The organism is Microcella daejeonensis (assembly GCF_026625045.1).
In the GTDB taxonomy this organism is placed as follows: Bacteria; Actinomycetota; Actinomycetes; order Actinomycetales; family Microbacteriaceae; genus Microcella; species Microcella daejeonensis.
In genome coordinates this window covers 2,595,279-2,615,638 of sequence record NZ_CP113089.1, presented here as the reverse complement: position 1 = coordinate 2,615,638, position 20,360 = coordinate 2,595,279, and the positions used below count along the sequence as shown (strand labels likewise).

21 protein-coding genes are annotated in these 20,360 nt (G+C 71.1%); 18 read left to right on the top strand and 3 right to left on the bottom strand.

Annotated elements, in window-relative coordinates; genetic code table 11:
* Positions 1 to 23: 23 nt before the first annotated feature.
* From OVN18_RS12610 to OVN18_RS12570, 9 genes are all read left to right on the top strand, one after another.
* Positions 24 to 947, top strand: coding sequence for an FtsQ-type POTRA domain-containing protein (locus OVN18_RS12610; protein WP_267781113.1), 924 nt, complete (start codon positions 24 to 26; stop codon positions 945 to 947).
* Between the two features lie 190 nt (positions 948 to 1,137).
* Entirely contained in the window at positions 1,138 to 2,286 is a 1,149-nt protein-coding gene (gene ftsZ, locus OVN18_RS12605) for a cell division protein FtsZ (protein ID WP_267737380.1), read from the top strand.
* A 37-nt stretch (positions 2,287 to 2,323) separates the two neighbouring features.
* Complete coding sequence (locus tag OVN18_RS12600; protein ID WP_267781111.1) at positions 2,324 to 3,016, top strand: YggS family pyridoxal phosphate-dependent enzyme; 693 nt, start codon at positions 2,324 to 2,326, stop codon at positions 3,014 to 3,016.
* A gap of 33 nt (positions 3,017 to 3,049) precedes the next feature.
* Complete coding sequence (locus OVN18_RS12595) at positions 3,050 to 3,529, top strand: cell division protein SepF (RefSeq protein WP_267737379.1); 480 nt, start codon at positions 3,050 to 3,052, stop codon at positions 3,527 to 3,529.
* 67 nt (positions 3,530 to 3,596) lie between these two features.
* Positions 3,597 to 3,905: a YggT family protein gene (locus OVN18_RS12590; protein WP_267737378.1), complete on the top strand. Its 309-nt coding sequence runs from the start codon at positions 3,597 to 3,599 to the stop codon at positions 3,903 to 3,905.
* 176 nt (positions 3,906 to 4,081) lie between these two features.
* Positions 4,082 to 4,879 (top strand): DivIVA domain-containing protein, encoded by a 798-nt coding sequence (locus tag OVN18_RS12585; RefSeq protein WP_267737377.1) that lies wholly within the window; start codon positions 4,082 to 4,084, stop codon positions 4,877 to 4,879.
* A 34-nt stretch (positions 4,880 to 4,913) separates the two neighbouring features.
* Entirely contained in the window at positions 4,914 to 5,837 is a 924-nt protein-coding gene (locus OVN18_RS12580) for an RluA family pseudouridine synthase (protein WP_267781109.1), read from the top strand.
* Positions 5,838 to 5,982: 145 nt separating this feature from the next.
* Entirely contained in the window at positions 5,983 to 9,441 is a 3,459-nt protein-coding gene (gene dnaE, locus OVN18_RS12575; RefSeq protein ID WP_267783051.1) for a DNA polymerase III subunit alpha, read from the top strand.
* A 90-nt stretch (positions 9,442 to 9,531) separates the two neighbouring features.
* Entirely contained in the window at positions 9,532 to 9,741 is a 210-nt protein-coding gene (locus OVN18_RS12570) for an antitoxin (protein ID WP_267781108.1), read from the top strand.
* 65 nt (positions 9,742 to 9,806) lie between these two features.
* Here the strand turns inward: OVN18_RS12570 and OVN18_RS12565 are convergent, their stop codons facing one another.
* A complete protein-coding gene (locus tag OVN18_RS12565) occupies positions 9,807 to 10,307 on the bottom strand; it encodes a flavin reductase family protein (protein WP_267781107.1) in 501 nt (166 codons plus the stop codon).
* A gap of 69 nt (positions 10,308 to 10,376) precedes the next feature.
* Between OVN18_RS12565 and hisD the strand changes: the two genes are divergently transcribed.
* From hisD to OVN18_RS12550, 3 genes are read left to right on the top strand one after another with little or no spacing between them, the layout of a single operon-like run.
* The gene (hisD, locus tag OVN18_RS12560; RefSeq protein ID WP_267781106.1) at positions 10,377 to 11,726 is read left to right on the top strand and encodes a histidinol dehydrogenase; all 1,350 of its coding nucleotides are present in this window, start codon (positions 10,377 to 10,379) and stop codon (positions 11,724 to 11,726) included.
* A gap of 11 nt (positions 11,727 to 11,737) precedes the next feature.
* Entirely contained in the window at positions 11,738 to 12,205 is a 468-nt protein-coding gene (gene nrdR / locus OVN18_RS12555; RefSeq protein WP_267737368.1) for a transcriptional regulator NrdR, read from the top strand.
* A gap of 47 nt (positions 12,206 to 12,252) precedes the next feature.
* Positions 12,253 to 13,257: a quinone-dependent dihydroorotate dehydrogenase gene (locus OVN18_RS12550; RefSeq protein WP_267783049.1), complete on the top strand. Its 1,005-nt coding sequence runs from the start codon at positions 12,253 to 12,255 to the stop codon at positions 13,255 to 13,257.
* A gap of 78 nt (positions 13,258 to 13,335) precedes the next feature.
* Here OVN18_RS12550 and OVN18_RS12545 read toward each other — a convergent pair whose 3' ends face one another.
* Positions 13,336 to 13,929, bottom strand: a complete 594-nt coding sequence (locus tag OVN18_RS12545) for a DUF3043 domain-containing protein (RefSeq protein ID WP_267737366.1) — start codon at positions 13,927 to 13,929, stop codon at positions 13,336 to 13,338.
* A gap of 43 nt (positions 13,930 to 13,972) precedes the next feature.
* Between OVN18_RS12545 and OVN18_RS12540 the strand changes: the two genes are divergently transcribed.
* The 6 genes from OVN18_RS12540 to OVN18_RS12515 all read left to right on the top strand — a co-directional run bounded on the left by OVN18_RS12540 (position 13,973) and on the right by OVN18_RS12515 (position 19,533).
* Entirely contained in the window at positions 13,973 to 15,421 is a 1,449-nt protein-coding gene (locus OVN18_RS12540; protein ID WP_267781105.1) for a dipeptidase, read from the top strand.
* A gap of 80 nt (positions 15,422 to 15,501) precedes the next feature.
* Positions 15,502 to 15,849: a HesB/IscA family protein gene (locus OVN18_RS12535; RefSeq protein ID WP_267781104.1), complete on the top strand. Its 348-nt coding sequence runs from the start codon at positions 15,502 to 15,504 to the stop codon at positions 15,847 to 15,849.
* A 233-nt stretch (positions 15,850 to 16,082) separates the two neighbouring features.
* Positions 16,083 to 16,940 (top strand): aa3-type cytochrome oxidase subunit II, encoded by an 858-nt coding sequence (gene ctaC, locus OVN18_RS12530; RefSeq protein WP_456085748.1) that lies wholly within the window; start codon positions 16,083 to 16,085, stop codon positions 16,938 to 16,940.
* Positions 16,941 to 16,947: 7 nt separating this feature from the next.
* The gene (ctaD, locus tag OVN18_RS12525) at positions 16,948 to 18,681 is read left to right on the top strand and encodes an aa3-type cytochrome oxidase subunit I (RefSeq protein ID WP_267737360.1); all 1,734 of its coding nucleotides are present in this window, start codon (positions 16,948 to 16,950) and stop codon (positions 18,679 to 18,681) included.
* A gap of 7 nt (positions 18,682 to 18,688) precedes the next feature.
* Positions 18,689 to 19,105 carry a cytochrome c oxidase subunit 4 gene (locus tag OVN18_RS12520; RefSeq protein WP_267737359.1) on the top strand — a complete coding sequence of 139 codons (417 nt, stop codon included), beginning with the start codon at positions 18,689 to 18,691 and terminating at the stop codon, positions 19,103 to 19,105.
* A complete protein-coding gene (locus OVN18_RS12515; RefSeq protein WP_267781103.1) occupies positions 19,105 to 19,533 on the top strand; it encodes a GNAT family N-acetyltransferase in 429 nt (142 codons plus the stop codon). The genes OVN18_RS12520 and OVN18_RS12515 overlap by 1 nt, the downstream gene beginning before the upstream one ends.
* A 128-nt stretch (positions 19,534 to 19,661) precedes the next feature.
* Here the strand turns inward: OVN18_RS12515 and OVN18_RS12510 are convergent, their stop codons facing one another.
* Positions 19,662 to 20,333, bottom strand: coding sequence for an HAD family hydrolase (locus OVN18_RS12510; protein ID WP_267781102.1), 672 nt, complete (start codon positions 20,331 to 20,333; stop codon positions 19,662 to 19,664).
* Positions 20,334 to 20,360: the final 27 nt, after the last annotated feature.

Genomic DNA, 20,360 nt, shown 5'->3' with positions numbered 1-20,360 from the left:
CGGGCGCTCCGACGCACGACGCCATGACGCGCTCCTCGGCCTCGACGGCCGCCGCCGCCCCCGTCGCCCCCGACGACGGCGCGCGCCGACCGCTCCTCGACCGATGGCGCCCCGCTGCGCGCACGGAGCGCCCCGCGCGCGCCCCCCGCGCCGTCGATCCCGCCGCCCAGGCCCGAGCGGCGGAGCGCGCCGCCCGCGCGGCCGCCCGCGCCGCCCGCCGTGCCGAGCGCACCGAGGTGCGCCGCTTCACGCGCCGCAGCCGCCGACGGCGCATCCTCGTGATCTCGGTCACGACCTCGCTGGTCGCCCTCGTGGCCGGGGTCGGCGCGGTCACGGTCTCCCCGTTGATGGCGCTCACCGAGATCACCGTGACGGGCGCCCAGCGGCTCGACGCCGCCGCCGTGACCGAGGCGCTCGACGAGCACACCGGAACCCCGCTCGCCCTGCTCGACCACGAGGCCATCCGCGACGATCTGCGCGCCTTCCCCCTCATCCGCTCGTACTCGACCGAGGTCGTGCCCCCGCACACCCTCGTCGTGCGGCTCGTCGAGCGCACCCCGATCGGCGCTGTGGAGCGCGCGGGCGGGGTCGCCCTCGTCGACGCGGCCGGCGTCGTCGTCGACACGACGGCCGAGCGGCCCGCGGGCGTGCCGCTCATCGAGGCGGGGGATGCCGATGCCGAGTCGGTCGCCTTCCGCAGCGCGGCAGCGGTGCTCGCCGTGCTGCCCGCCGATCTCGTCGCCCGCATCGACGTGATCAGCGCGACCACGCGCGACGATGTGACCTTCACGTTCGCCGACACCGGGCACCGCGTGCGCTGGGGCAGCGCGGAGCGCTCGGACTTCAAGGCGCGCGTGCTCGCCGCGGCGATCGCCACGAGCGACCAGTCGGTGGCCTGGCAGTACGACGTCTCGGCGCCCGACAGCCTCATCGCTCGCCGGCTCTGAGCCGTCGGGAGCGCACGATCCCGAGCCCCCGGCGACGCGCCCGGGATGCGCATCCCGGCGATATTCCGCCGACACGCGGGCGTCCTTCGGCGAGGGCGGGATGCCCGCCCCTACGGTCGTGTCAGGAATACATACTGAGCATAACTTTAGACCTCAACTACAGGTTTAAGGTTTGACGCGGAGGCCGGACGTGACCAGCAACCAGAACTACCTCGCCGTGATCAAGGTCGTCGGCATCGGCGGCGGCGGCGTCAATGCGGTGAACCGCATGATCGAGCTCGGGCTGCGGGGCGTCGAGTTCATCGCCATCAACACCGACGCCCAGGCGCTGCTCATGAGCGACGCCGACGTGAAGCTCGACGTGGGCCGCGAGCTCACCCGCGGGCTCGGCGCGGGCGCCGACCCGGAGGTCGGTCGACGCGCCGCCGAGGATCACGCCGAAGAGATCGAGGAGGCCCTCGCGGGCGCCGACATGGTCTTCGTCACCGCGGGCGAGGGCGGCGGAACCGGCACCGGCGGCGCGCCCGTCGTGGCGCGCATCGCCAAGTCGATCGGCGCGCTCACCATCGGCGTCGTCACGAAGCCCTTCGGCTTCGAGGGCAAGCGCCGCCAGGCGCAGGCCGAGGACGGCGTGGCGATGCTCAAGAACGAGGTCGACACCCTCATCGTCGTGCCCAACGACCGCCTGCTCGAGATCAGCGACCGCGGCATCTCGATGCTCGAGGCCTTCGCGACGGCCGACCAGGTCCTCCTCGCCGGCGTGCAGGGCATCACCGACCTCATCACGACCCCCGGCCTCATCAACCTCGACTTCGCCGACGTCAAGAGCGTCATGCAGGGCGCCGGCAGCGCGCTCATGGGCATCGGCTCGAGCCGCGGCGCCGACCGCGCCATCAAGGCCGCCGAGCTCGCCGTCGCGAGCCCGCTCCTCGAGGCGAGCATCGACGGCGCCCACGGCGTCCTCCTGTCGATCCAGGGCGGCTCGAACCTCGGCATCTTCGAGATCAACGACGCCGCCAAGCTCGTGCAGGAGGCCGTCCACCCCGAGGCCAACATCATCTTCGGCGCGGTCATCGACGATTCGCTCGGCGACGAGGTGCGCGTCACCGTGATCGCCGCGGGCTTCGACGGCGGCGAGCCGACCACCGTGGCGAAGGATCGCCGCTCGACCTTCGTCGCCGCCGCCCCGGGCGACAGCGTCACGGCCCACCCGGCCGACGGTGCCGAGCAGGTCGCCGCGGCTCCCGAGGCGCCCGGTCTCGTCGCGCGATCGACGGTCGACCCCCTCGAGGCCGACGTCGAGGACGACGACCTCGACATCCCCGACTTCCTGCGATGACCTCCCCGCGGCGGGTGCGGTCGGCGGTGCTGCGCTCATGAGCGACGCCGGCCCGACCACGCCGGGGCTCGCCGAGCGCTACGCCGCGGTCACCGAGGGGATCGCCGAGGCGTCCCGCGCGGCGGGGCGGGCGGATGATCCGCCGACCCTCATCGTCGTGACCAAGTTCCACAGCGCCGCGCTCGTGCGCGAGCTCGTGCAGCTCGGGGTTCGCCACGTGGGGGAGAACCGCCATCAGGACGCGGGCCCGAAGGCCGCGGAGCTCGCGGGCGAGCCCCTCACCTGGCACTTCGTCGGGCAGCTGCAGTCGAACAAGGCCAAGGCGGTGGCGCAGTACGCGAGCGCCGTGCACTCGGTCGACCGGGCATCTCTCGTCACCGCCCTCGCGAAGGCGCAGACGCCGCTCGAGGTGTTCATCGAGGTCAACCTCACCGACGACCCCGGTCGCGGCGGGGTCGCGCCCGATGCGGTGGATGCCCTCGCCGAGGCCGTGCTGACCGCCGAGCACCTCTCCCTCCAGGGCGTCATGGCCGTGGCACCCCTCGACGAGGAGCCGCGCGCCGCCTTCGCGCGCCTGCGCGGGATCAGCGAGCGCCTGCGCGCGATCGCCCCGGCCGCGACGCGCATCTCGGCGGGCATGTCGGGGGACTACGCCGAGGCGATCGCCGAGGGTGCGACACACCTGCGCATCGGGACGGCAATCACCGGTAAACGACCCGCCCCCCTCTAGCCTCGAAACGCACGACGACCGTAAGGACGGACAATGAGCAACCCGCTGCGCAAGACCATGGTCTACCTCGGCCTCGCCGACGAGCAGGAGGAGTACGAGACGCCGGCGCCCCAGGCCCACGCCCCGCACGCCGCTCCCGCCGCCGCTGGTGCGGCTCCCGCCCCCGGCCCGCAGCGCGCCCCCGTGACGCCGCTGCGACGCCCCGCCCCGACCCGGAATGCCGCAGCTGCCGACATGAACGAGATCCTCACCGTCCACCCGCGTCACTACAAGGACGCCCAGGTCATCGCCGAGAGCTTCCGCGACGGCATCCCGGTCATCATCAACCTGTCGCAGATGACCGAGTCGGAGGCGCGTCGCCTCATCGACTTCGCCAGCGGTCTCTCGCAGGGCCTCTACGGCAAGATCGAGCGCGTCACGAGCAAGGTCTTCCTGCTCTCGCCGGCGCACGTCGCCGTGAGCGGGGAGCAGGCCGACGTCGAGTCCGAGGTCGACGCCTCCTTCCTGGGCTGAGCGTCACCGCCGGCCGACGACCGCGTCGGCGCAGGTTCCTCCCGTGCGCGTCTGAGAGACTTCCCCCGTGAACCTCGTGCTCTCCATCGTCTTCGGTGCGATCTACATCGCCCTCCTCGGCGTCTTCATCGCCATGTGGGCTCGATTCATCTTCGACTGGATCCAGGCCCTCAACCGCTCGTGGCGGCCGCAGGGGGGCGTCGTCATCGCGGCGGAGCTGAGCTACACGATCACCGACCCGCCGATCAAGGCCGTGCGCCGGGTCATCCCGCCCCTGCGCCTGGGCGCCGTCCAGCTCGATCTGGCGTGGACGATCGTGCTCATCGTGATCTACATCCTCATGACCATCACGCAGAGCATCGCCTTCGCGCGCTGAGTCCGTCCCCGCCCCGCGCCCCTCCTCGGTCGCTCGTCGGGCGCTCCGCGATCCGCACTGCGCTCCGGGCCTCGGGTCTGTACGCTGGGGGTCGCTGATGTGACGCGTGTGATGCGTTGTTGCTAGCGTTACTCCATCGTTATCCGCCCGCTCCAGAAAGTCACGAGGTGACGGACATGGCACTCACGCCCGAAGACGTCGTCAACAAGCGTTTCCAGTCCACCAAGTTCCGCGAGGGCTACGACCAGGACGAGGTCGACGACTTCCTCGACGAGATCGTCGTCGAGCTCCGCCGCCTCAACCAGGAGAACGAGGAGCTGCGCCAGCGCCTGGTCGCGGCCGACGCCCGCATGGCCGAGCAGCAGCGCAGCGGTGCGCTCCCTGCCTCCGCGCCGGCCTCCGCCCCCGCTCCGACCCCGGTCGTCGCCGAGGCTCCCGCCCCGGCTCCGGCTCCGGCCCCGGCAGTCCCCTCGGCTCCGGCCGTCGAGGCGCCCGCCTACGGGCAGACCTCCTCCGAGCTCGAGACGACGAGCACCAACAACCTGCTGCAGCTCGCGCGCCGTCTGCACGAGGAGCACGTGCGCGAGGGCATCGCCAAGCGCGACGAGCTCATCGCCGAGGGCGAGGCCCACGCGGCCCGCATCGTCTCCGAGGCCGAGGGCAAGCAGCGCGAGATCGTCGACGCGCTCAACGCCGAGCGCGCCACGCTCGAGACCCGCGTCGAGGAGCTCCGCGTCTTCGAGCGCGAGTACCGCGCGCAGCTGCGCACGTACATCCAGGGCCAGCTGCGCGAGCTCGAGACCAGCTCGCAGACCTCGGCCGCGCCCGCCGCTCCCGTCGGCTCCGCCGCCTCGGCGAGCTCCGCGGCCGCTCCGGCCTCGGCGCCCGCACCCGGCTACGGCTTCCCGGGCTCGGCGCCGAGCTTCGGCCAGCCGCAGCAGACCCCGGGCACCTTCCCGGGCTACGGCTCCTGAGCAGCACCCTCCGTCGGGGACGGGGAGCACGATCGTGACCGAGTCGCGATCGCTCCCCGTCCCCGACGGGCTTTCCGGCGAGCGCGTCGATGCCGGTCTCGCCAAGCTGCTCGGCTTCTCGCGCACGCAGGCCGCCGAGATCGCCGAGGCCGGGGGCGTGCAGCTCGACGGCCGGGTGGTCGGCAAGTCCGACCGTCTCGTCGCCGAGGCATGGCTCGAGGTCGAGTGGCAGCCGCGGCGCGAGGTCGCGGTCGAGCCTCGGGCGGTGGCCGACCTGCGCATCGTCCACGAGGATGACGACCTCGTCGTGATCGACAAGCCCGTAGGGGTGGCCGCGCATCCCAGCATGGGATGGGAGGGGCCGACCGTCCTCGGCGCCCTGGCGGCCGGGGGAGTGCGCACCGCGACCTCCGGTCCGGCCGAGCGCGCGGGCATCGTGCACCGGCTCGACGCCGGCACGAGCGGTCTCATGGTCGTCGCGAAGAGCGAGCGCGCCTACGTCGAGCTCAAGCGGCAGTTCCACGATCGCGAGGTCGAGAAGATCTACCACGCGCTGGTCCAGGGGCATCCCGACCCCTTCTCGGGCACGATCGACGCGCCGATCGGCCGGCACCCCGGCTCGGCCTGGCGCTTCGCCGTGGTCGCCGACGGCAAGCCCTCGGTGACCCACTACGACACGCTCGAGGCGTTCCCCGCCGCGACCCTGCTCGAGGTGCACCTCGAGACGGGGCGCACGCACCAGATCCGCGTGCACATGGCGGCGCAGCGGCACCCGTGCGCGGGCGACGCGATGTACGGAGCCGACCCGCGGCTGAGCGAGCGCCTGGGGCTCGGCCGGCAGTGGCTGCACGCCATGCGGCTCGGTTTCGCGCATCCCGCCACCGGCGATGCCGTGCGGTTCTCCTCGCAGTACCCGGCCGATCTGCAGCACGCGCTCGACGTGCTCGAGGCCTCCTGAGCCGCGTCGCTGACACGCTCGGCCGACACGCCGGAGGGCCCTCCGGGGCCGACCTAGACTGACTGCTCGACCCCATCCAGCGGAGGCTGATGTGACTTCTCCCGGCGATTCCTTCGTCCACCTCCACGTGCACAGCGAGTACTCGATGCTCGATGGTGCGGCGCGCGTGAAGCCGCTCATCGCCGAGGCCGCCGCGCAGGGGATGCCCGCCATCGCGGTCACCGACCACGGCAACATGTTCGGCGCCTTCGACTTCTGGCGCACCGCCACCGAGGCGGGCATCAAGCCCATCATCGGCACCGAGGCCTACCTGACCCCGGGCACCCACCGCACCGACAAGACCCGCGTGAAGTGGGGCTCGGGCGGCGAGGACGACGTCTCCGGCGCCGGCGCCTACACGCACATCACGATGCTCGCCGAGACGACGGAGGGCATGCACAACCTGTTCCGCATGTCGTCGAAGGCCTCGCTCGAGGGCTACTACTTCAAGCCGCGCATGGATCGCGAGCTGCTCAGCACCTACGGCAAGGGCATCATCGCCACGACGGGATGCCCGAGCGGCGAGGTGCAGACCCGGTTGCGTCTGGGGCAGTACGACAAGGCGGTCGAGGCCGCCGCGGAGTTTCGCGACATCTTCGGCCGCGAGAACTACTTCGCCGAGATCATGGATCACGGGCTCGGCATCGAGCGGCGCATCATGAGCGACCTCATCCGCCTGGCGAAGGACCTCGACCTGCCGATGGTCGCCACGAACGACCTGCACTACACGCACCCCGGTGACGCGCAGTCGCACGCGGCCCTGCTGTGCGTGCAGTCGGGGTCGACCCTGCACGACCCGAACCGGTTCAAGTTCGACGCCGACGAGTTCTACCTGAAGACCCCGGCGCAGATGCGCGAGCTGTTCCGCGACCACCCGGAGGCCTGCGACAACACGCTGCTCATCGCCGAGCGCGTGGATGTGCGCTTCGACACCGAGGCGAACTACATGCCGAAGTTCCCCGTGCCCGAGGGCGAGACGGAGGACAGCTGGTTCGTCAAGGAGGTCGAGAAGGGGCTCGCCTTCCGCTACCCCGACGGCGTGAGCGCCGAGGTCCGCGCCCGCGCCGAGTACGAGATCGGCGTCATCACCCAGATGGGGTTCCCGAGCTACTTCCTCGTCGTCGCCGACTTCATCAACTGGTCGAAGAACCACGGCATCCGCGTCGGCCCCGGCCGCGGCTCGGGCGCCGGCTCGATGGTCGCCTACGCCATGCGCATCACCGACCTCGATCCCATCCGGCACGGCCTCATCTTCGAGCGCTTCCTCAACCCCGACCGCGTCTCGATGCCCGACTTCGACGTCGACTTCGACGACCGTCGCCGCGGCGAGGTCATCCGGTACGTCACCGAGAAGTACGGCGACGAGCGCGTCGCCCAGATCGTCACCTACGGCACCATCAAGGCCAAGCAGGCGCTCAAGGACAGCTCGCGCGTGCTCGGGTTCCCCTTCGGCATGGGCGAGAAGCTCACGAAGGCGATGCCGCCGGCGATCATGGGCAAGGACATGCCGCTCTCGGGCATCCTCGACCGCTCGCACGAGCGCTTCAAGGAGGCCGCCGACTTCCGCGCCGTCATCGAGACCGACGCCGAGGCCCGCACGGTCTTCGACACCGCGCTCGGCCTCGAGAACCTCAAGCGGCAGTGGGGCGTGCACGCGGCCGGCGTCATCATGTCGAGCGAGCCGCTGCTCGACATCATCCCGATCATGAAGCGGGAGCAGGACGGCCAGATCGTCACGCAGTTCGACTACCCCGCCTGCGAGTCCCTCGGCCTCATCAAGATGGACTTCCTGGGGCTGCGCAACCTCACGATCATCGACGACGCGCTCGACAACATCGAGGCGAACCGGGGCGAGAAGCTCGTGCTCGAGGAGCTCGAGCTCGACGACGTCGCCGCCTACGAGCTCATGGCGCGCGGTGACACCCTCGGCGTGTTCCAGCTCGACGGCGGGCCGATGCGCTCCCTGCTGCGCATGATGAAGCCCGACAACTTCGAGGACATCTCGGCCGTCCTCGCCCTCTACCGGCCGGGGCCGATGGGCGCCGACTCGCACACCAACTACGCGCTGCGCAAGAACGGGCGCCAGCAGATCACGCCCATCCACCCCGAGCTCGCCGAGCCGCTGGAGGAGGTGCTCGGCCAGACCTACGGCCTCATCGTCTACCAGGAGCAGGTCATGGCGATCGCGCAGAAGCTCGCCGGCTACACGCTCGCCCAGGCCGACCTGCTGCGCCGCGCGATGGGCAAGAAGAAGAAGAGCGAGCTCGACAAGCAGTTCGAGAACTTCAGTGCGGGGATGGCCGCGAACGGCTACTCGGCCGCCGCGGTGCAGACGCTCTGGGACATCCTGCTGCCCTTCTCCGACTACGCCTTCAACAAGGCGCACTCCGCCGCCTACGGAGTGGTCTCGTACTGGACGGCGTACCTCAAGGCGCACTACCCGGCCGAGTACATGGCCGCCCTGCTGACGAGCGTGGGCGATTCGAAGGACAAGATGGCGGTGTACCTCAACGAGTGCCGCCGCATGGGCATCACGGTGCTCCCGCCCGACGTCAACGAGTCGATCGGCTTCTTCGCCGCCGTGGGCGACGACATCCGCTTCGGTCTCGGCGCGGTGCGCAACGTCGGCACCAACGTCGTCGACGGCATCCGCGCGGCCCGCGAGCAGAAGGAGCCGTTCACGGGCTTCTTCGACTTCCTCAAGAAGGTCCCCGCTCCGGTCGCGAACAAGCGCGCGATCGAGTCGCTCATCAAGGCGGGCGCGTTCGACTCCCTCGGGTCGACCCGTCGCGCGCTCATGGAGATCCACGAGAGCGCCGTCGAGGCGGCGGTGAAGGAGAAGCGCGCCGAGCTCAACGGCGACGTCGGCTTCGACTTCGACAGCCTCTTCGACGAGCCCGCGCAGACCGAGCAGGTGCCCGAGCGGCCGGAGTGGGCGAAGAAGGACAAGCTCGCCTTCGAGCGCGAGATGCTCGGCCTCTACGTGAGCGATCACCCGCTCGCCGGGCTCGAGGTCGCGCTGTCGAAGCACGCGGGGTCGAGCATCGCCGAGCTCAACGACAACCCTCCCGGTGACGGCGAGCAGGTGACGGTCGCGGGCCTCATCACGAGCGTGCAGCACCGGGTGGCCCGCAACTCGGGCAACCCGTACGGCATGGTGACGATCGAGGACTTCGGCGGCGAGGTGCAGGCCATGTTCCTCGGCAAGACCTACCAGGAGTTCGGCATGCGGCTCGCGGCCGACTCGATCGTGGTCGTGCGCGGGCGGGTCAACCACCGCGACGACGGCATCACGCTGCAGGCGATCACGCTGCAGATGCCCGACATGGGCGTCGCGACCGAGTCGGGGCCCCTGACGCTCACGGTGCGCGAGCAGCGCGCCACGGTCGACGTGGTCACGGAGCTCGGCGCCGTGCTCAGCCGCCACCGCGGCACCACCGAGGTGCGCCTGCGCCTCGTGCGCGACGACGCCGCGCGCGTCTTCGAGCTGCCGCACCGCATCGCCCCGACCACCGACTTCTTCGGCGAGGTCAAGAGCCTGCTCGGGCCCCGCGCGCTCGCCTGATCGGCTCTTGCCCTCGCTCGCTCCGGTGCCGCATGATCGTCGCGAGTGGATGCCCGTCCGCGGCCTCCCCACGACCGGAGGGTTCGGAGCATGGCCATCGACGACATCACCAAGAAGGCGCAGGAGTTCCTGAACGACGAGAAGGTGAAGGGGATGCTCGAGAGCGAGCAGGCGGAGGACGTGAGCGACCGCGTGCTCGACGGCGTCGCCGGCCTCGCCGACTCGCTCACCGGCGGCCGGTTCAGCGAGCAGATCGACGACGTCAAGGGGACGATCGACGAGAAGGTCGGCAACGAGTAGCCAGCCCGGCTGATCCCGCCCGAGCGGGGGAGCGGGGCCCCGGCCGCGCGGCCCGCGGTGCGCGCCTAGAGGTGCGCGCCGAGCACGCGGTACGCGCGCTCGTGGTAGAGCAGCGGCTCGTCGGGCTCGCCCAGGGCGCCCTGCTCGATCTGCACCGCGATCATGGCGTTCTCGGCCACGTTCGTGCGGGCGACGATGCGGCCGAGCATCCAGGCCGTCACGTTCTTCAGCACCGGCAGGCCGTGCGGGCCCGGTTCCCAGTGGTCGCCGTCGAAGCGCTCGGCGTTCGGCCCGGCCATGATGCGCGCGACGTCGAGGTCGGCCTCGCCGAGCATGTGGATGACGACGTGGTCGGTCTGCTCGATCGCGGGCCAGCTGCTGGCGATGCGCGCCATGTTGAAGGTCGCCAGCGGGGGCTTCGCGGCCAGCGAGGCGAGCGAGGTCGCCGTGAAGCCGACCGGGCGGCCCTTGGGCGTCAGCGCGGTGATGACGGCGACCCCCGCGGCGTGGCGGCGGAAGGCCTGCGCGAAGGCGTCGAACCCGGTGGCATCGGCTGTCGTGGTCATCACGCAAGCATGCAACACCTCGGGCGCTCGGCTATTCCCGAGCCTGCCCGCGATTAGGCTGATCCCGCCATGATCCAGACCCTCGACCTGCGCGGTCGCACCCTCTCGACCACCGACCTCCTCGCTCTCGTCCCGCGATCCGCGAGCGACGTCGGCTCCGCCGCCGCCGTCGTGGACTCCCTGATCGCCGACGTGCGCCGGCGCGGCTCCGCGGCGCTCCTGGAGCAGGCCGAGCGCTTCGACCGCGTGCGCCCCGCGCACATCCGCGTGCCCGCTGAGGTGATGGCCGAGGCCGCCGCTCAGCTCGATCCGGCGGTGCGGGATGCCCTCGATGAGGCCATCACCCGCGTGCGACGCGGCACGGCGGGCCAGGTGCCCCCGCCCGTCACGACCGAGGTCGCCCCGGGGGCGCGCATCGTGCAGCGCTGGGTGCCGGTCGCCCGCGTGGGCCTCTACGTGCCCGGGGGCAAGGCCGTCTACCCCTCGAGCGTCGTGATGAACGTGGTCGCCGCGCAGGTCGCGGGGGTGCGCTCGATCGCGCTCGCGAGCCCCGCGCAGGAGGCCTTCGGCGGCTCCGTGCACCCGACCATCCTCGCCGCGGCGCACCTGCTCGGCGTCGACGAGGTCTACGCGATGGGCGGGGCCGGCGCGATCGGCGCCCTCGCCTACGGCGTGCCCGACCTCGGCCTCGACCCCGTGCAGGTCATCACCGGCCCCGGCAACCTGTTCGTGGCCACGGCGAAGCGCGCCGTCACCGGAGTCGTCGGCATCGACTCCGAGGCCGGCCCGACCGAGATCCTCATCATCGCCGACCGCGCGGCCAACCCGGCCTACGTCGTCGCCGACCTCATCAGCCAGGCCGAGCACGACGAGCTCGCCGGCAGCGTGCTCGTCACCGACGATCCCGCTCTCGCCCGTGCGGTCGAGCAGGCGCTGCCGGCGGCGATCGCCGAGGCCCACCACCGCGAGCGCATCACTACGAGCTTCTCCGGGCCGCAGTCGGCCATCGTCCTCGTCGACGACCTCGCGCAGGCCGTCGCCTTCAGCAACGCCTACGCGCCCGAGCACCTCGAGGTGCAGGTGGCCGACCCGCACGCCCTGCTGCCGGAGCTCGAGAACGCCGGGGCGATCTTCGTCGGCGATCACACTCCCGTGAGCCTCGGCGACTACATCGCCGGCTCGAACCACGTGCTGCCGACCGGCGGCGCCGCCCGGTACTCCTCGGGGCTCGGCGCCTACACGTTCCTCCGGCCGCAGCAGGTCGTCGAGTACGACCGGGCCGCGCTCTCGGTGGTCGCCGAGCAGGTCGGGGCCCTGAGCGCCGCCGAGCAGCTGCCCGCGCACGGCGAGGCAGTGCGGGTGCGGTTCGGGTCGGATCCGCTGCCGGGCCCGGCCGCCGGATCCCTCGCCGACGACTAGGCTCGGGGACCATGCACTGCCCCTTCTGCCGGTACTCCGACAGCCGCGTCATCGACTCGCGCACGAGCGATGACGGGCTGAGCATCCGCCGTCGTCGTCAGTGCCCCGAGTGCGGGCGCCGCTTCTCGACCACCGAGACCGCGAGCCTCTCCGTCATCAAGCGCAACGGCTCGGTCGTGCCCTTCTCGCGCGAGAAGATCGTGGCCGGCGTGCGCAAGGCCTGCCAGGGCCGGCCCGTCACCGACGGCGACCTTGCCATCCTCGCCCAGAAGGTCGAGGAGTCCCTGCGCTCGACGGGCGCCTCGCAGCTCGAGGCGAACGACATCGGTCTCGCGATCCTCCCCGAGCTGCGCGAGCTCGACGAGGTCGCCTTCCTCCGGTTCGCGAGCGTCTACCAGGCCTTCGAGAACCTCGAGGACTTCGAGGCGGCGATCGCCCAGCTGCGCGTCGAGGACGCCGCGCGCCCCGAGAAGGGCTGAGCCGGGTGAGTGCCTACGACGTGCTCTTCCGGCAGGTCTTCGCCCGGATGGATCCGGAGCGGGCCCACCACCTCGCGGTCGCCGTCATCCGCGCCATCCCGCGTCTCGGCCTCGCCGCGCTCGTGCGGCGCGCCACCCGTCCCGATCCCTCGCTCGCGGTCGAGACGCTCGGGCTGCACTTCGATTCGCCCTTCGGCGTCGCGGCCGGCTTCGATAAGAACGCCGAGAGCATCCGCGGGCTGTGGGCGCTGGGCTTCGGCCACGTCGAGATCGGCACCGTGACCGCGGTGCCCCAGGAGGGCAACCCGCGCCCGCGGCTCTTCCGTCTCATCGAGGACCGCGCCGTCATCAACCGCATGGGCTTCAACAACCGCGGCGCGGCGCGGGCCGCCGAGCGGGTGCGGCGCGAGGCCGCACGCCGACCGCGGGCGATCATCGGCGCGAACATCGGCAAGAGCCGCGTGGTCGCCGTCGAGGATGCGATCGCCGACTACCGGGAGTCCGCCCGGCTGCTGGCCCCCGTCGCCGACTACCTCGCCGTCAACGTCTCGTCGCCGAACACGCCGGGGCTGCGCGGCCTGCAGGACGAGGCGATGCTCGGCCCGCTGCTCGACGCCGTGCTCGAGGAGGCCGACACGACGCCGGTGCTCGTCAAGATCGCGCCCGACCTCGACGACGAGGCGGTCGAGGGCGTCGCGCGCCTCGCCGTCGCCAAGGGCCTCAGCGGCGTCATCGCGACCAACACGACGATCGGGCGCGAGGGTCTGCGCACCGAGAGGGCGGTGGTGGATGCCGCCGGCGCCGGCGGGCTGAGCGGTGCGCCGCTGCGCGCGCGCGCTCTCGAGGTGCTGCGCATCGTGCGGGCCGCGGTGCCCGCGGACTACTGCGTGATCTCGGTCGGGGGAGTGGACACCGCGGAGGACGTCGCCGAGCGGCTGGCCGCCGGAGCGACGCTCGTGCAGGGCTACACGGCCTTCCTCTACCGGGGCCCGGGCTGGGCCCGCGCGATCAACCGGGGTCTCGCGGCGACGGCGCCCGCCGCCCGCGTCTGAACCCGACGGCTCCCCGCGCATCGCCGCCGCGCGATCGGGTGCCGTCGACGGGGCCTGACGCCCGGAGGAGCGTGCGGATCAGGAGGGGAACTCGCCGCGCTTCACCTGCGGCTTCGGCAGGCGCAGCACGCGCAGCTGCAGCGAGCGCATCGCCGCGTACCAGCGCACCTTCTCGACGCGATCGGCGCCGTACTTGCGGGCGAGAGCGCGGGTCACGAGCCAGCCGAGGATGGTCGAGTCGATGATCGCGACGAGGAAGAACGCCCAGAGGGCGAGGATCGCGTAGATGTCGAGGGTCGGCACGAAGCTCAGCACGATGACGGCGAACATCACCGGGATCATGAACTCGCCCAGGCTCCAGCGCGCGTCGACGTAGTCGCGCACGAACTTCTTCTGCGGACCGCGGTCGCGCTGGGGCAGGTAGCGCTCCTCACCGGCGGCCATGCCGAGGCGGGCGCGCTCGCGCGCCTCGTTCATCTTCGCCCGGTGCGCCTTCGCCGCCTCCTTGCGGTCGTTCGGCACGAGGGGCCGCTTGCGGGCCGCCTCGCGCTCCTTGCGGCTGGGCGTCGGGCGCCCCTTGCCGGCGGCGATCGCCTCGGCGTGGGCGACGGCGTCGGCGCTCGCCTTCTCGGCGGCGCTGGGGGCGGACTTGGCGTTGTCTCGGGCGGCCACGGCGGCACATCCTTCCGGTGGGCGTGAGCTATAGATTACCGCCATGACGCTCGACGACCGGCCCACGAGGCCCGCGACCCCCGCCGACCTGCTCGACCGACTCCGCGACTCCGTCCGCGACGGCCTGCCGGCCGCGATCGCCGACCTCTCGACGCTCGTCCGCATCCCCTCGGTCTCGTGGGACGGCTTCGATCCCGCCCACGTCGAGGCCTCGGCCGCCGAGGTCGCGCGTCTGCTCACCGAGCTCGACGTCTTCGACACGGTGGTCGTCGACCGGGTCGAGATCCCCGGCGCGCAGGGCGTGCTCGGGCAGCCCGCGGTCTTCGCCCGCCGCGCCGCGCGGGGCGGCAAGCCGACGATCCTGCTCTACGCCCACCACGACGTGCAGCCCCCCGGCGATGAGGCCGACTGGCAGACGCCGCCCTTCGAGCCGACCGTGATCGGCGACCGCCTCTACGGGCGGGGCGCCGCCGACGACAAGGCCGGCGTCATCGCGCACGTCGCGGCCATCCGCGCGCTCGTCGAGGCGACCGGTGATCCCGAGCTCGGCATCGCCGTCTTCATCGAGGGGGAGGAGGAGTTCGGCTCCCGCTCCTTCGGCGCGCTGCTCGCGAAGCACCGCGACCTGCTCGCCGCCGACGTCATCGTCGTCGCCGACTCCGACAACTGGAACGTCACGACCCCCTCCCTCACGGTGGGCCTGCGCGGCAACGCGGCCTTCACCCTCACGATCGCGACCCTCGACCACGCCTCGCACTCGGGCATGTTCGGCGGCGCCGCACCCGACGCGATGCTCGCCGCCGTGCGCCTGCTCGCGACCCTGCACGACGACGACGGCGCCGTCGCGGTCGAGGGGATGCGCGCGCACGAGCAGTCCGTCCCGGCCTTCGACGAGGAGCGCCTGCGCGAGGAGGCCGCCCTGCTCGACGGCGTCCGCTCGATCGGTCGCGGCGAGATCCTGCACCGCCTCTGGGCGCAGCCGGCCATCACGGTCACGGGTATCGACGCGCCGAGCGTGCAGAACGCCTCGAACACCCTGCTGCCGAAGGTCTCCGTCAAGATCAGCGCCCGCGTCGCCCCGGGGCAGGACGCCCGGGAGGCCTTCGAGGCCGTCCGCGCGCACCTCGAGGCCCACGCGCCCTTCGGCGCCCACCTCGCGTTCTCGAACGTCGACTGCGGCAACCCGTTCCTCGTCGACACGAGCGGCTGGGCGGTCGACGAGGCGCTCACGGCCATGCACGAGGCCTGGGGCGAGGAGCCCCGGCTCGTCGGCGTCGGCGGGTCGATCCCGTTCATCGCGCAGCTCAACGACACCTTCCCCGATGCGCACGTGCTCGTCACGGGGGTGGAGGATCCCGACACCCGGGCGCACAGCCCGAACGAGTCGCTGCACCTCGGCGTCCTGCACCGGGCCGTGCTCACCGAGGCCGTGCTGCTGGCCCGCCTCGGCGGGGCGGTCGAGCTCGGTGCGGCATCCCGCGACGGAGAATAAAACGCGCCCGTCGCCTGTTCACCCTGACAGGGTGCCGACGTACACTGGCGCCGACCGCCTACGCACCGAGGAGCGAACCCATGACCGACACCGCCATCTCCACCCACGGCGTCGCCCTGACCGAAGCTGCCGCGTCGAAGGTCAAGAGCCTGCTCGAGCAGGAGGGCCGCGATGACCTGCGCCTGCGCCTCGCCGTCCAGCCCGGCGGCTGCTCGGGCCTGATCTACCAGCTCTACTTCGACGAGCGCCTCCTCGACGGCGACATCGCGCGCGACTTCGACGGGGTCGAGGTCGTCGTCGACAAGATGAGCGTGCCCTACCTTGACGGCGCCTCGATCGACTTCGAGGACACGATCCAGAAGCAGGGCTTCACGATCGACAACCCCAACGCCGGCGGCTCCTGCGCCTGCGGCGACAGCTTCCACTAGCGCGGGCGGCGCGCCGCGGGCTGAGCGCCTGCGAATCGCCCCCGAACCGTGCGTCCGGCGCGGGCATCCATCGATCGGTGGATGCCCGCGCCGTCGCCGTTAACGGGCCGGAACCGGCTTCTCGCAGGCCGAATCTCACGCCTGTTTCGGAGCGTCGCCGGGAAAGCCGGGGGATGCGGGTGACGTAGACTGAAGCCCGTTCCACAATCCGTCTTCCCTCCGAGAGGCCCCCGGTGCGCTCCAACCGTCGACTCCGCATGGCGGCGATCCCCCTCGCCGTCGTGACCACCCTCGTTCTCGCCGCGTGCACCCCCCAGCAGACGCTGGGCTGGCTGCCGACGGAGCCCGGGACGACGAACCAGGTGGACCGCGTCATCGGCCTCTGGACCACCTCGTGGATCGTGCTCCTCGTCGTGGGCGCCATCACGTGGGGCCTCATCATCTGGGCCGCGATCGTGTACCGCCGCCGCAAGGGCCAGACGGGCCTGCCGGTGCAGCTGCGCTACAACATGCCGATCGAGATCCTCTACACGGTCATCCCGCTCATCCTCGTCATCGGTTTCTTCGCGTTCACCGCCCGCGACCAGGCCGCGATCGAGGAGCCCATCGCCGACCCCGACGTGCAGATCGAGGTCTACGGCAAGCGCTGGGCGTGGGACTTCAACTACATCACCGAGGACGTCTACTACCAGGGCATCCAGGCGCAGGAGGGCGAGGAGGGCATCACCTTCGACACCCTGCCGACGCTGTACCTGCCGGTCGGTCAGACCGTCGAGATCAAGATCGAGTCGCGCGACGTGCTGCACTCCTTCTGGATCGTCGACTTCCTCTACAAGAAGGACATGGTCCCGGCCCGGTCCAACTACTGGTACTTCGAGCCGCTCAAGGAGGGCTCGTACCAGGGCAAGTGCGCCGAGCTCTGCGGCGAGTACCACTCGCTCATGCTGTTCAACGTCGAGGTCGTCTCCGTCGAGGAGTACGAGGCCTACACCGAGTCGCTGCGCGACGCCGGCAACGAGGGCCGTCTCGGCGAGGAGTTCAACACCAACCAGAACCTGCCGGGGACCACCGGCGCCAGCGAAGAGGAGTAGTCGGCACATGACGACGACCGCACCGCGTCCTACCGTCGGCACCGAGCCGGGCTACAGCCGTCCGGGTGTCGAGAAGAAGGGCAATGTCTTCGTCGGCTGGATCACCTCCACCGACCACAAGACCATCGGGTACATGTACCTGATCACGTCCTTCATCTACTTCCTCGTCGGCGGCGTGATGGCCCTCGTCATCCGCGCGCAGCTGTTCGCGCCGGGCCTCGAGATCGTCGCCACGAAGGAGCAGTACAACCAGCTGTTCACGATGCACGGCACGATCATGCTGCTGATGTTCGCGACGCCGCTCTTCGCCGGCTTCGCCAACGTGCTCATGCCGCTCCAGATCGGCGCCCCCGACGTGGCGTTCCCGCGTCTCAACGCCTTCGCCTACTGGCTCTACTCCTTCGGCTCGCTCATCGCCGTCGCCGGCTTCTTCACCCCGCAGGGTGCGGCCTCGTTCGGATGGTTCGCCTACGCGCCGCTGTCCAGTCAGACGTTCTCGCCGGGGATCGGCGGCAACCTCTGGGTCTTCGGTCTCGCCATGAGCGGTTTCGGCACGATCCTCGGTGCCGTGAACTTCATCACGACGATCATCACGATGCGCGCGCCCGGTATGACGATGTGGCGCATGCCGATCTTCACCTGGAACACGCTCGTCACCTCGCTGCTCGTGCTCATGGCCTTCCCGGTGCTCGCGGCCGCGCTCTTCGCGCTCGGCTCCGACCGCGTGTTCGGCTCGCACTTCTTCGACGCGGCCAACGGCGGCGCGATCCTCTGGCAGCACCTGTTCTGGTTCTTCGGGCACCCCGAGGTGTACATCCTCGCCCTGCCGTTCTTCGGCATCGTCTCCGAGATCCTGCCGGTGTTCAGCCGCAAGCCGATCTTCGGGTACAAGACCCTCGTCTACGCCACGATCGCGATCGCCGCGCTGTCGATGACGGTCTGGGCGCACCACATGTACGTGACCGGCTCGGTGCTGCTGCCGTTCTTCGCGCTCATGACGATGCTCATCGCGGTGCCCACGGGCGTGAAGATCTTCAACTGGGTCGGCACGATGTGGCGCGGCTCGGTGACCTTCGAGACGCCGATGGTCTGGACGATCGGCTTCCTCATCACCTTCGTCTTCGGCGGTCTCACGGGCGTCATCCTCGCCTCGCCGCCGCTCGACTTCGCCGTCTCCGACTCGTACTTCGTCGTCGCCCACTTCCACTACGTCGTCTTCGGCACCGTCGTCTTCGCGATGTTCGCCGGCTTCTACTTCTGGTGGCCGAAGTGGACGGGCAAGATGCTCAACGAGCGTCTGGGCCAGATCCACTTTTGGACCCTGTTCGTGGGCTTCCACACGACCTTCCTCATCCAGCATTGGCTCGGTGTCGTGGGCATGCCCCGCCGCTACGCGACCTACGCGGTCGAGGACGGCTTCACCTGGATGAACCAGCTGTCGACGTTCGGATCCTTCCTGCTCGCCGCCTCGATGATCCCGTTCCTGCTGAACGTGTACATCACGGCCCGTCGGGCGCCCAAGGTCACGGTCAACGACCCGTGGGGCTACGGCCGCTCGCTCGAGTGGGCCACCTCGTGCCCGCCGCCGCGCCACAACTTCACCTCGATCCCGCGCATCCGCTCGGAGTCGCCGGCGTTCGACCTCAACCACCCCGAGGCCGGCATCCCCGTCGGCATCGGTCCGGCGAAGGACGCCCCCGATGCCCCCACGTACGACCTCGGCGCCGAGAAGGTGAAGTGATCCACCGATGAAGACCAACATCAACCTCTTCTGGGTCCTCGCCGTATTCTTCGTGGCGCTGACCGGCGTCTACGTCGCCTGGTCCCTCATCGACACCGGTGAGGTGGAGTGGGTGGGAACGCTCGGCATCGGCCTCAGCGCCGTGCTGTCCCTCTTCATCGCCTTCTACCTCCGGCTCGCGAACCGCTCCATCGGCGGCACGCTGCCGGAGGACCGGCTCGACGCGGACATCGACGATGGCGATGCCGAGCTCGGCTACTTCTCCCCGTGGAGCTGGTGGCCTGTGTTCCTCGCCGGTGGCGCCGCCCTGGTGTTCCTCGGACTCGCCACGGGCATCTGGATCGCGTACTACGCCATCCCGCTCGCGCTCATCGCGATCGTGGGCTGGACGTACGAGTACTACCGCGGCAACTTCGCCCGCTGATGGTCGTCCGCGCAGCGCGGGCCGCCGACGCGGACGCGGTCTTCGCCCTCGTGCAGCAGCTGGGCGCCGCGTTCGTGCCGGTGCGCGGGGCGTTCGACGCGAGCTTCAGCTCCGCGGTCGAGGCGCCGGATGACGCCGACCTCTTCCTCCTCGTCGCCGAGGACTCGGAAGGGGTCGTCCGCGGGTACGCGCTGACTACGGTCGCCCGACTGCTGTCGACGAACGGTCTCTCCGCCCAGTTGCAGGAGATCGCCGTCGATGCGGCCGCGCGCGGCCAGGATCTGGGCACCGAGCTCGTTCACGCCGTCGAGGCCGAGTGCAGCCGGCGCGGTGTTCGGCAGATCACCGTGGCGAGCCGTCGTGCCGGCGGCTTCTATGACCGCCTCGGCTACAGTCAGAACGCGGAGTACATGCGACGCGTCTTCTGACGCCGCCTCGCTGGCCCTGCGTCGACCGGTACACGGTCGATCGTCCGCGAGCCTGCTGCCGGTGCGCGCATCGTGACGGTCCGTCCTCGGCGCGTACCGAGGGATCACGACCCTCCCGTGGATCCGGCTCAGTCGCCGTTGGTCACGAACGCGCCGAGCGTCTCGATCGTGCGGTGAGGCTCCGGGTAGCCCGCGGGCCATGAGCGACCGCGGGGGAGCCACACGCCCTGCAGCCCGGCGCGCTGCGCTCCGAGGATGTCCCAGGGGTGGCAGGCCACCAGGGCCGTCTGCTCGGGCAGGACGCCGAGGCGGTCGCACGTTCCGAGGTAGGCCTCGGCGTGCGGCTTCCACGTGCGCGTGCCGTCGACGCTGAGTACGCCGACACCGGATGCCGCGAGATCCAGCCGCTCGAGCAGCGCGCTCGCGATCGCGGGGGACCCGTTGGTCAGCGTCGACACCCCGAGACCCGCGGCGATCATGCTGCGGATGCCCGGCTCGACGTCGTCGTGGGCGGGCAGGCCCGCGACGACCGCGGGCAGCTGCTCCAGGAGCGACTCGACGGCGGGGGCATCGAGGTGCTCGCGCGCGAGATCCTGCAGCGCGGAGGCGCCGAGCGGGCCGAACGCTGCCGGCAGCCCGACCAGCGAGGCGGCGAAGCCGTCGCGCAGTACCGCGGCGAGCCACGCCGAGGCCGAGCCGGCGGGCAGACCGCTCTCGCGCATCCAGTCATCGAGGGGGCGCAGGTCGGTGAGCGTCTCGTTGACGTCGAGGAGGACGGTGGTCACGGGTGCCGGGCTCATGCGCCCACGCTACGCGGTGCGGCGCGG

Coding starts and splice junctions, on each gene's coding strand:
- OVN18_RS12610 (WP_267781113.1), top strand. CDS start 24: ATGACGCGCTCCTCGGCCTCGACGGCCGCCGCCGCCCCCGTCGCCCCC.
- OVN18_RS12540 (WP_267781105.1), top strand. CDS start 13,973: ATGACGCTCGACGACCGGCCCACGAGGCCCGCGACCCCCGCCGACCTG.
- OVN18_RS12600 (WP_267781111.1), top strand. CDS start 2,324: ATGAGCGACGCCGGCCCGACCACGCCGGGGCTCGCCGAGCGCTACGCC.
- dnaE (WP_267783051.1), top strand. CDS start 5,983: ATGCTCGATGGTGCGGCGCGCGTGAAGCCGCTCATCGCCGAGGCCGCC.
- OVN18_RS12585 (WP_267737377.1), top strand. CDS start 4,082: ATGGCACTCACGCCCGAAGACGTCGTCAACAAGCGTTTCCAGTCCACC.
- hisD (WP_267781106.1), top strand. CDS start 10,377: ATGATCCAGACCCTCGACCTGCGCGGTCGCACCCTCTCGACCACCGAC.
- OVN18_RS12595 (WP_267737379.1), top strand. CDS start 3,050: ATGAGCAACCCGCTGCGCAAGACCATGGTCTACCTCGGCCTCGCCGAC.
- nrdR (WP_267737368.1), top strand. CDS start 11,738: ATGCACTGCCCCTTCTGCCGGTACTCCGACAGCCGCGTCATCGACTCG.
- OVN18_RS12550 (WP_267783049.1), top strand. CDS start 12,253: ATGGATCCGGAGCGGGCCCACCACCTCGCGGTCGCCGTCATCCGCGCC.
- OVN18_RS12535 (WP_267781104.1), top strand. CDS start 15,502: ATGACCGACACCGCCATCTCCACCCACGGCGTCGCCCTGACCGAAGCT.
- OVN18_RS12570 (WP_267781108.1), top strand. CDS start 9,532: ATGGCCATCGACGACATCACCAAGAAGGCGCAGGAGTTCCTGAACGAC.
- OVN18_RS12510 (WP_267781102.1), bottom strand. CDS start 20,333: ATGAGCCCGGCACCCGTGACCACCGTCCTCCTCGACGTCAACGAGACG.
- OVN18_RS12565 (WP_267781107.1), bottom strand. CDS start 10,307: ATGACCACGACAGCCGATGCCACCGGGTTCGACGCCTTCGCGCAGGCC.
- ctaD (WP_267737360.1), top strand. CDS start 16,948: ATGACGACGACCGCACCGCGTCCTACCGTCGGCACCGAGCCGGGCTAC.
- OVN18_RS12515 (WP_267781103.1), top strand. CDS start 19,105: ATGGTCGTCCGCGCAGCGCGGGCCGCCGACGCGGACGCGGTCTTCGCC.
- OVN18_RS12520 (WP_267737359.1), top strand. CDS start 18,689: ATGAAGACCAACATCAACCTCTTCTGGGTCCTCGCCGTATTCTTCGTG.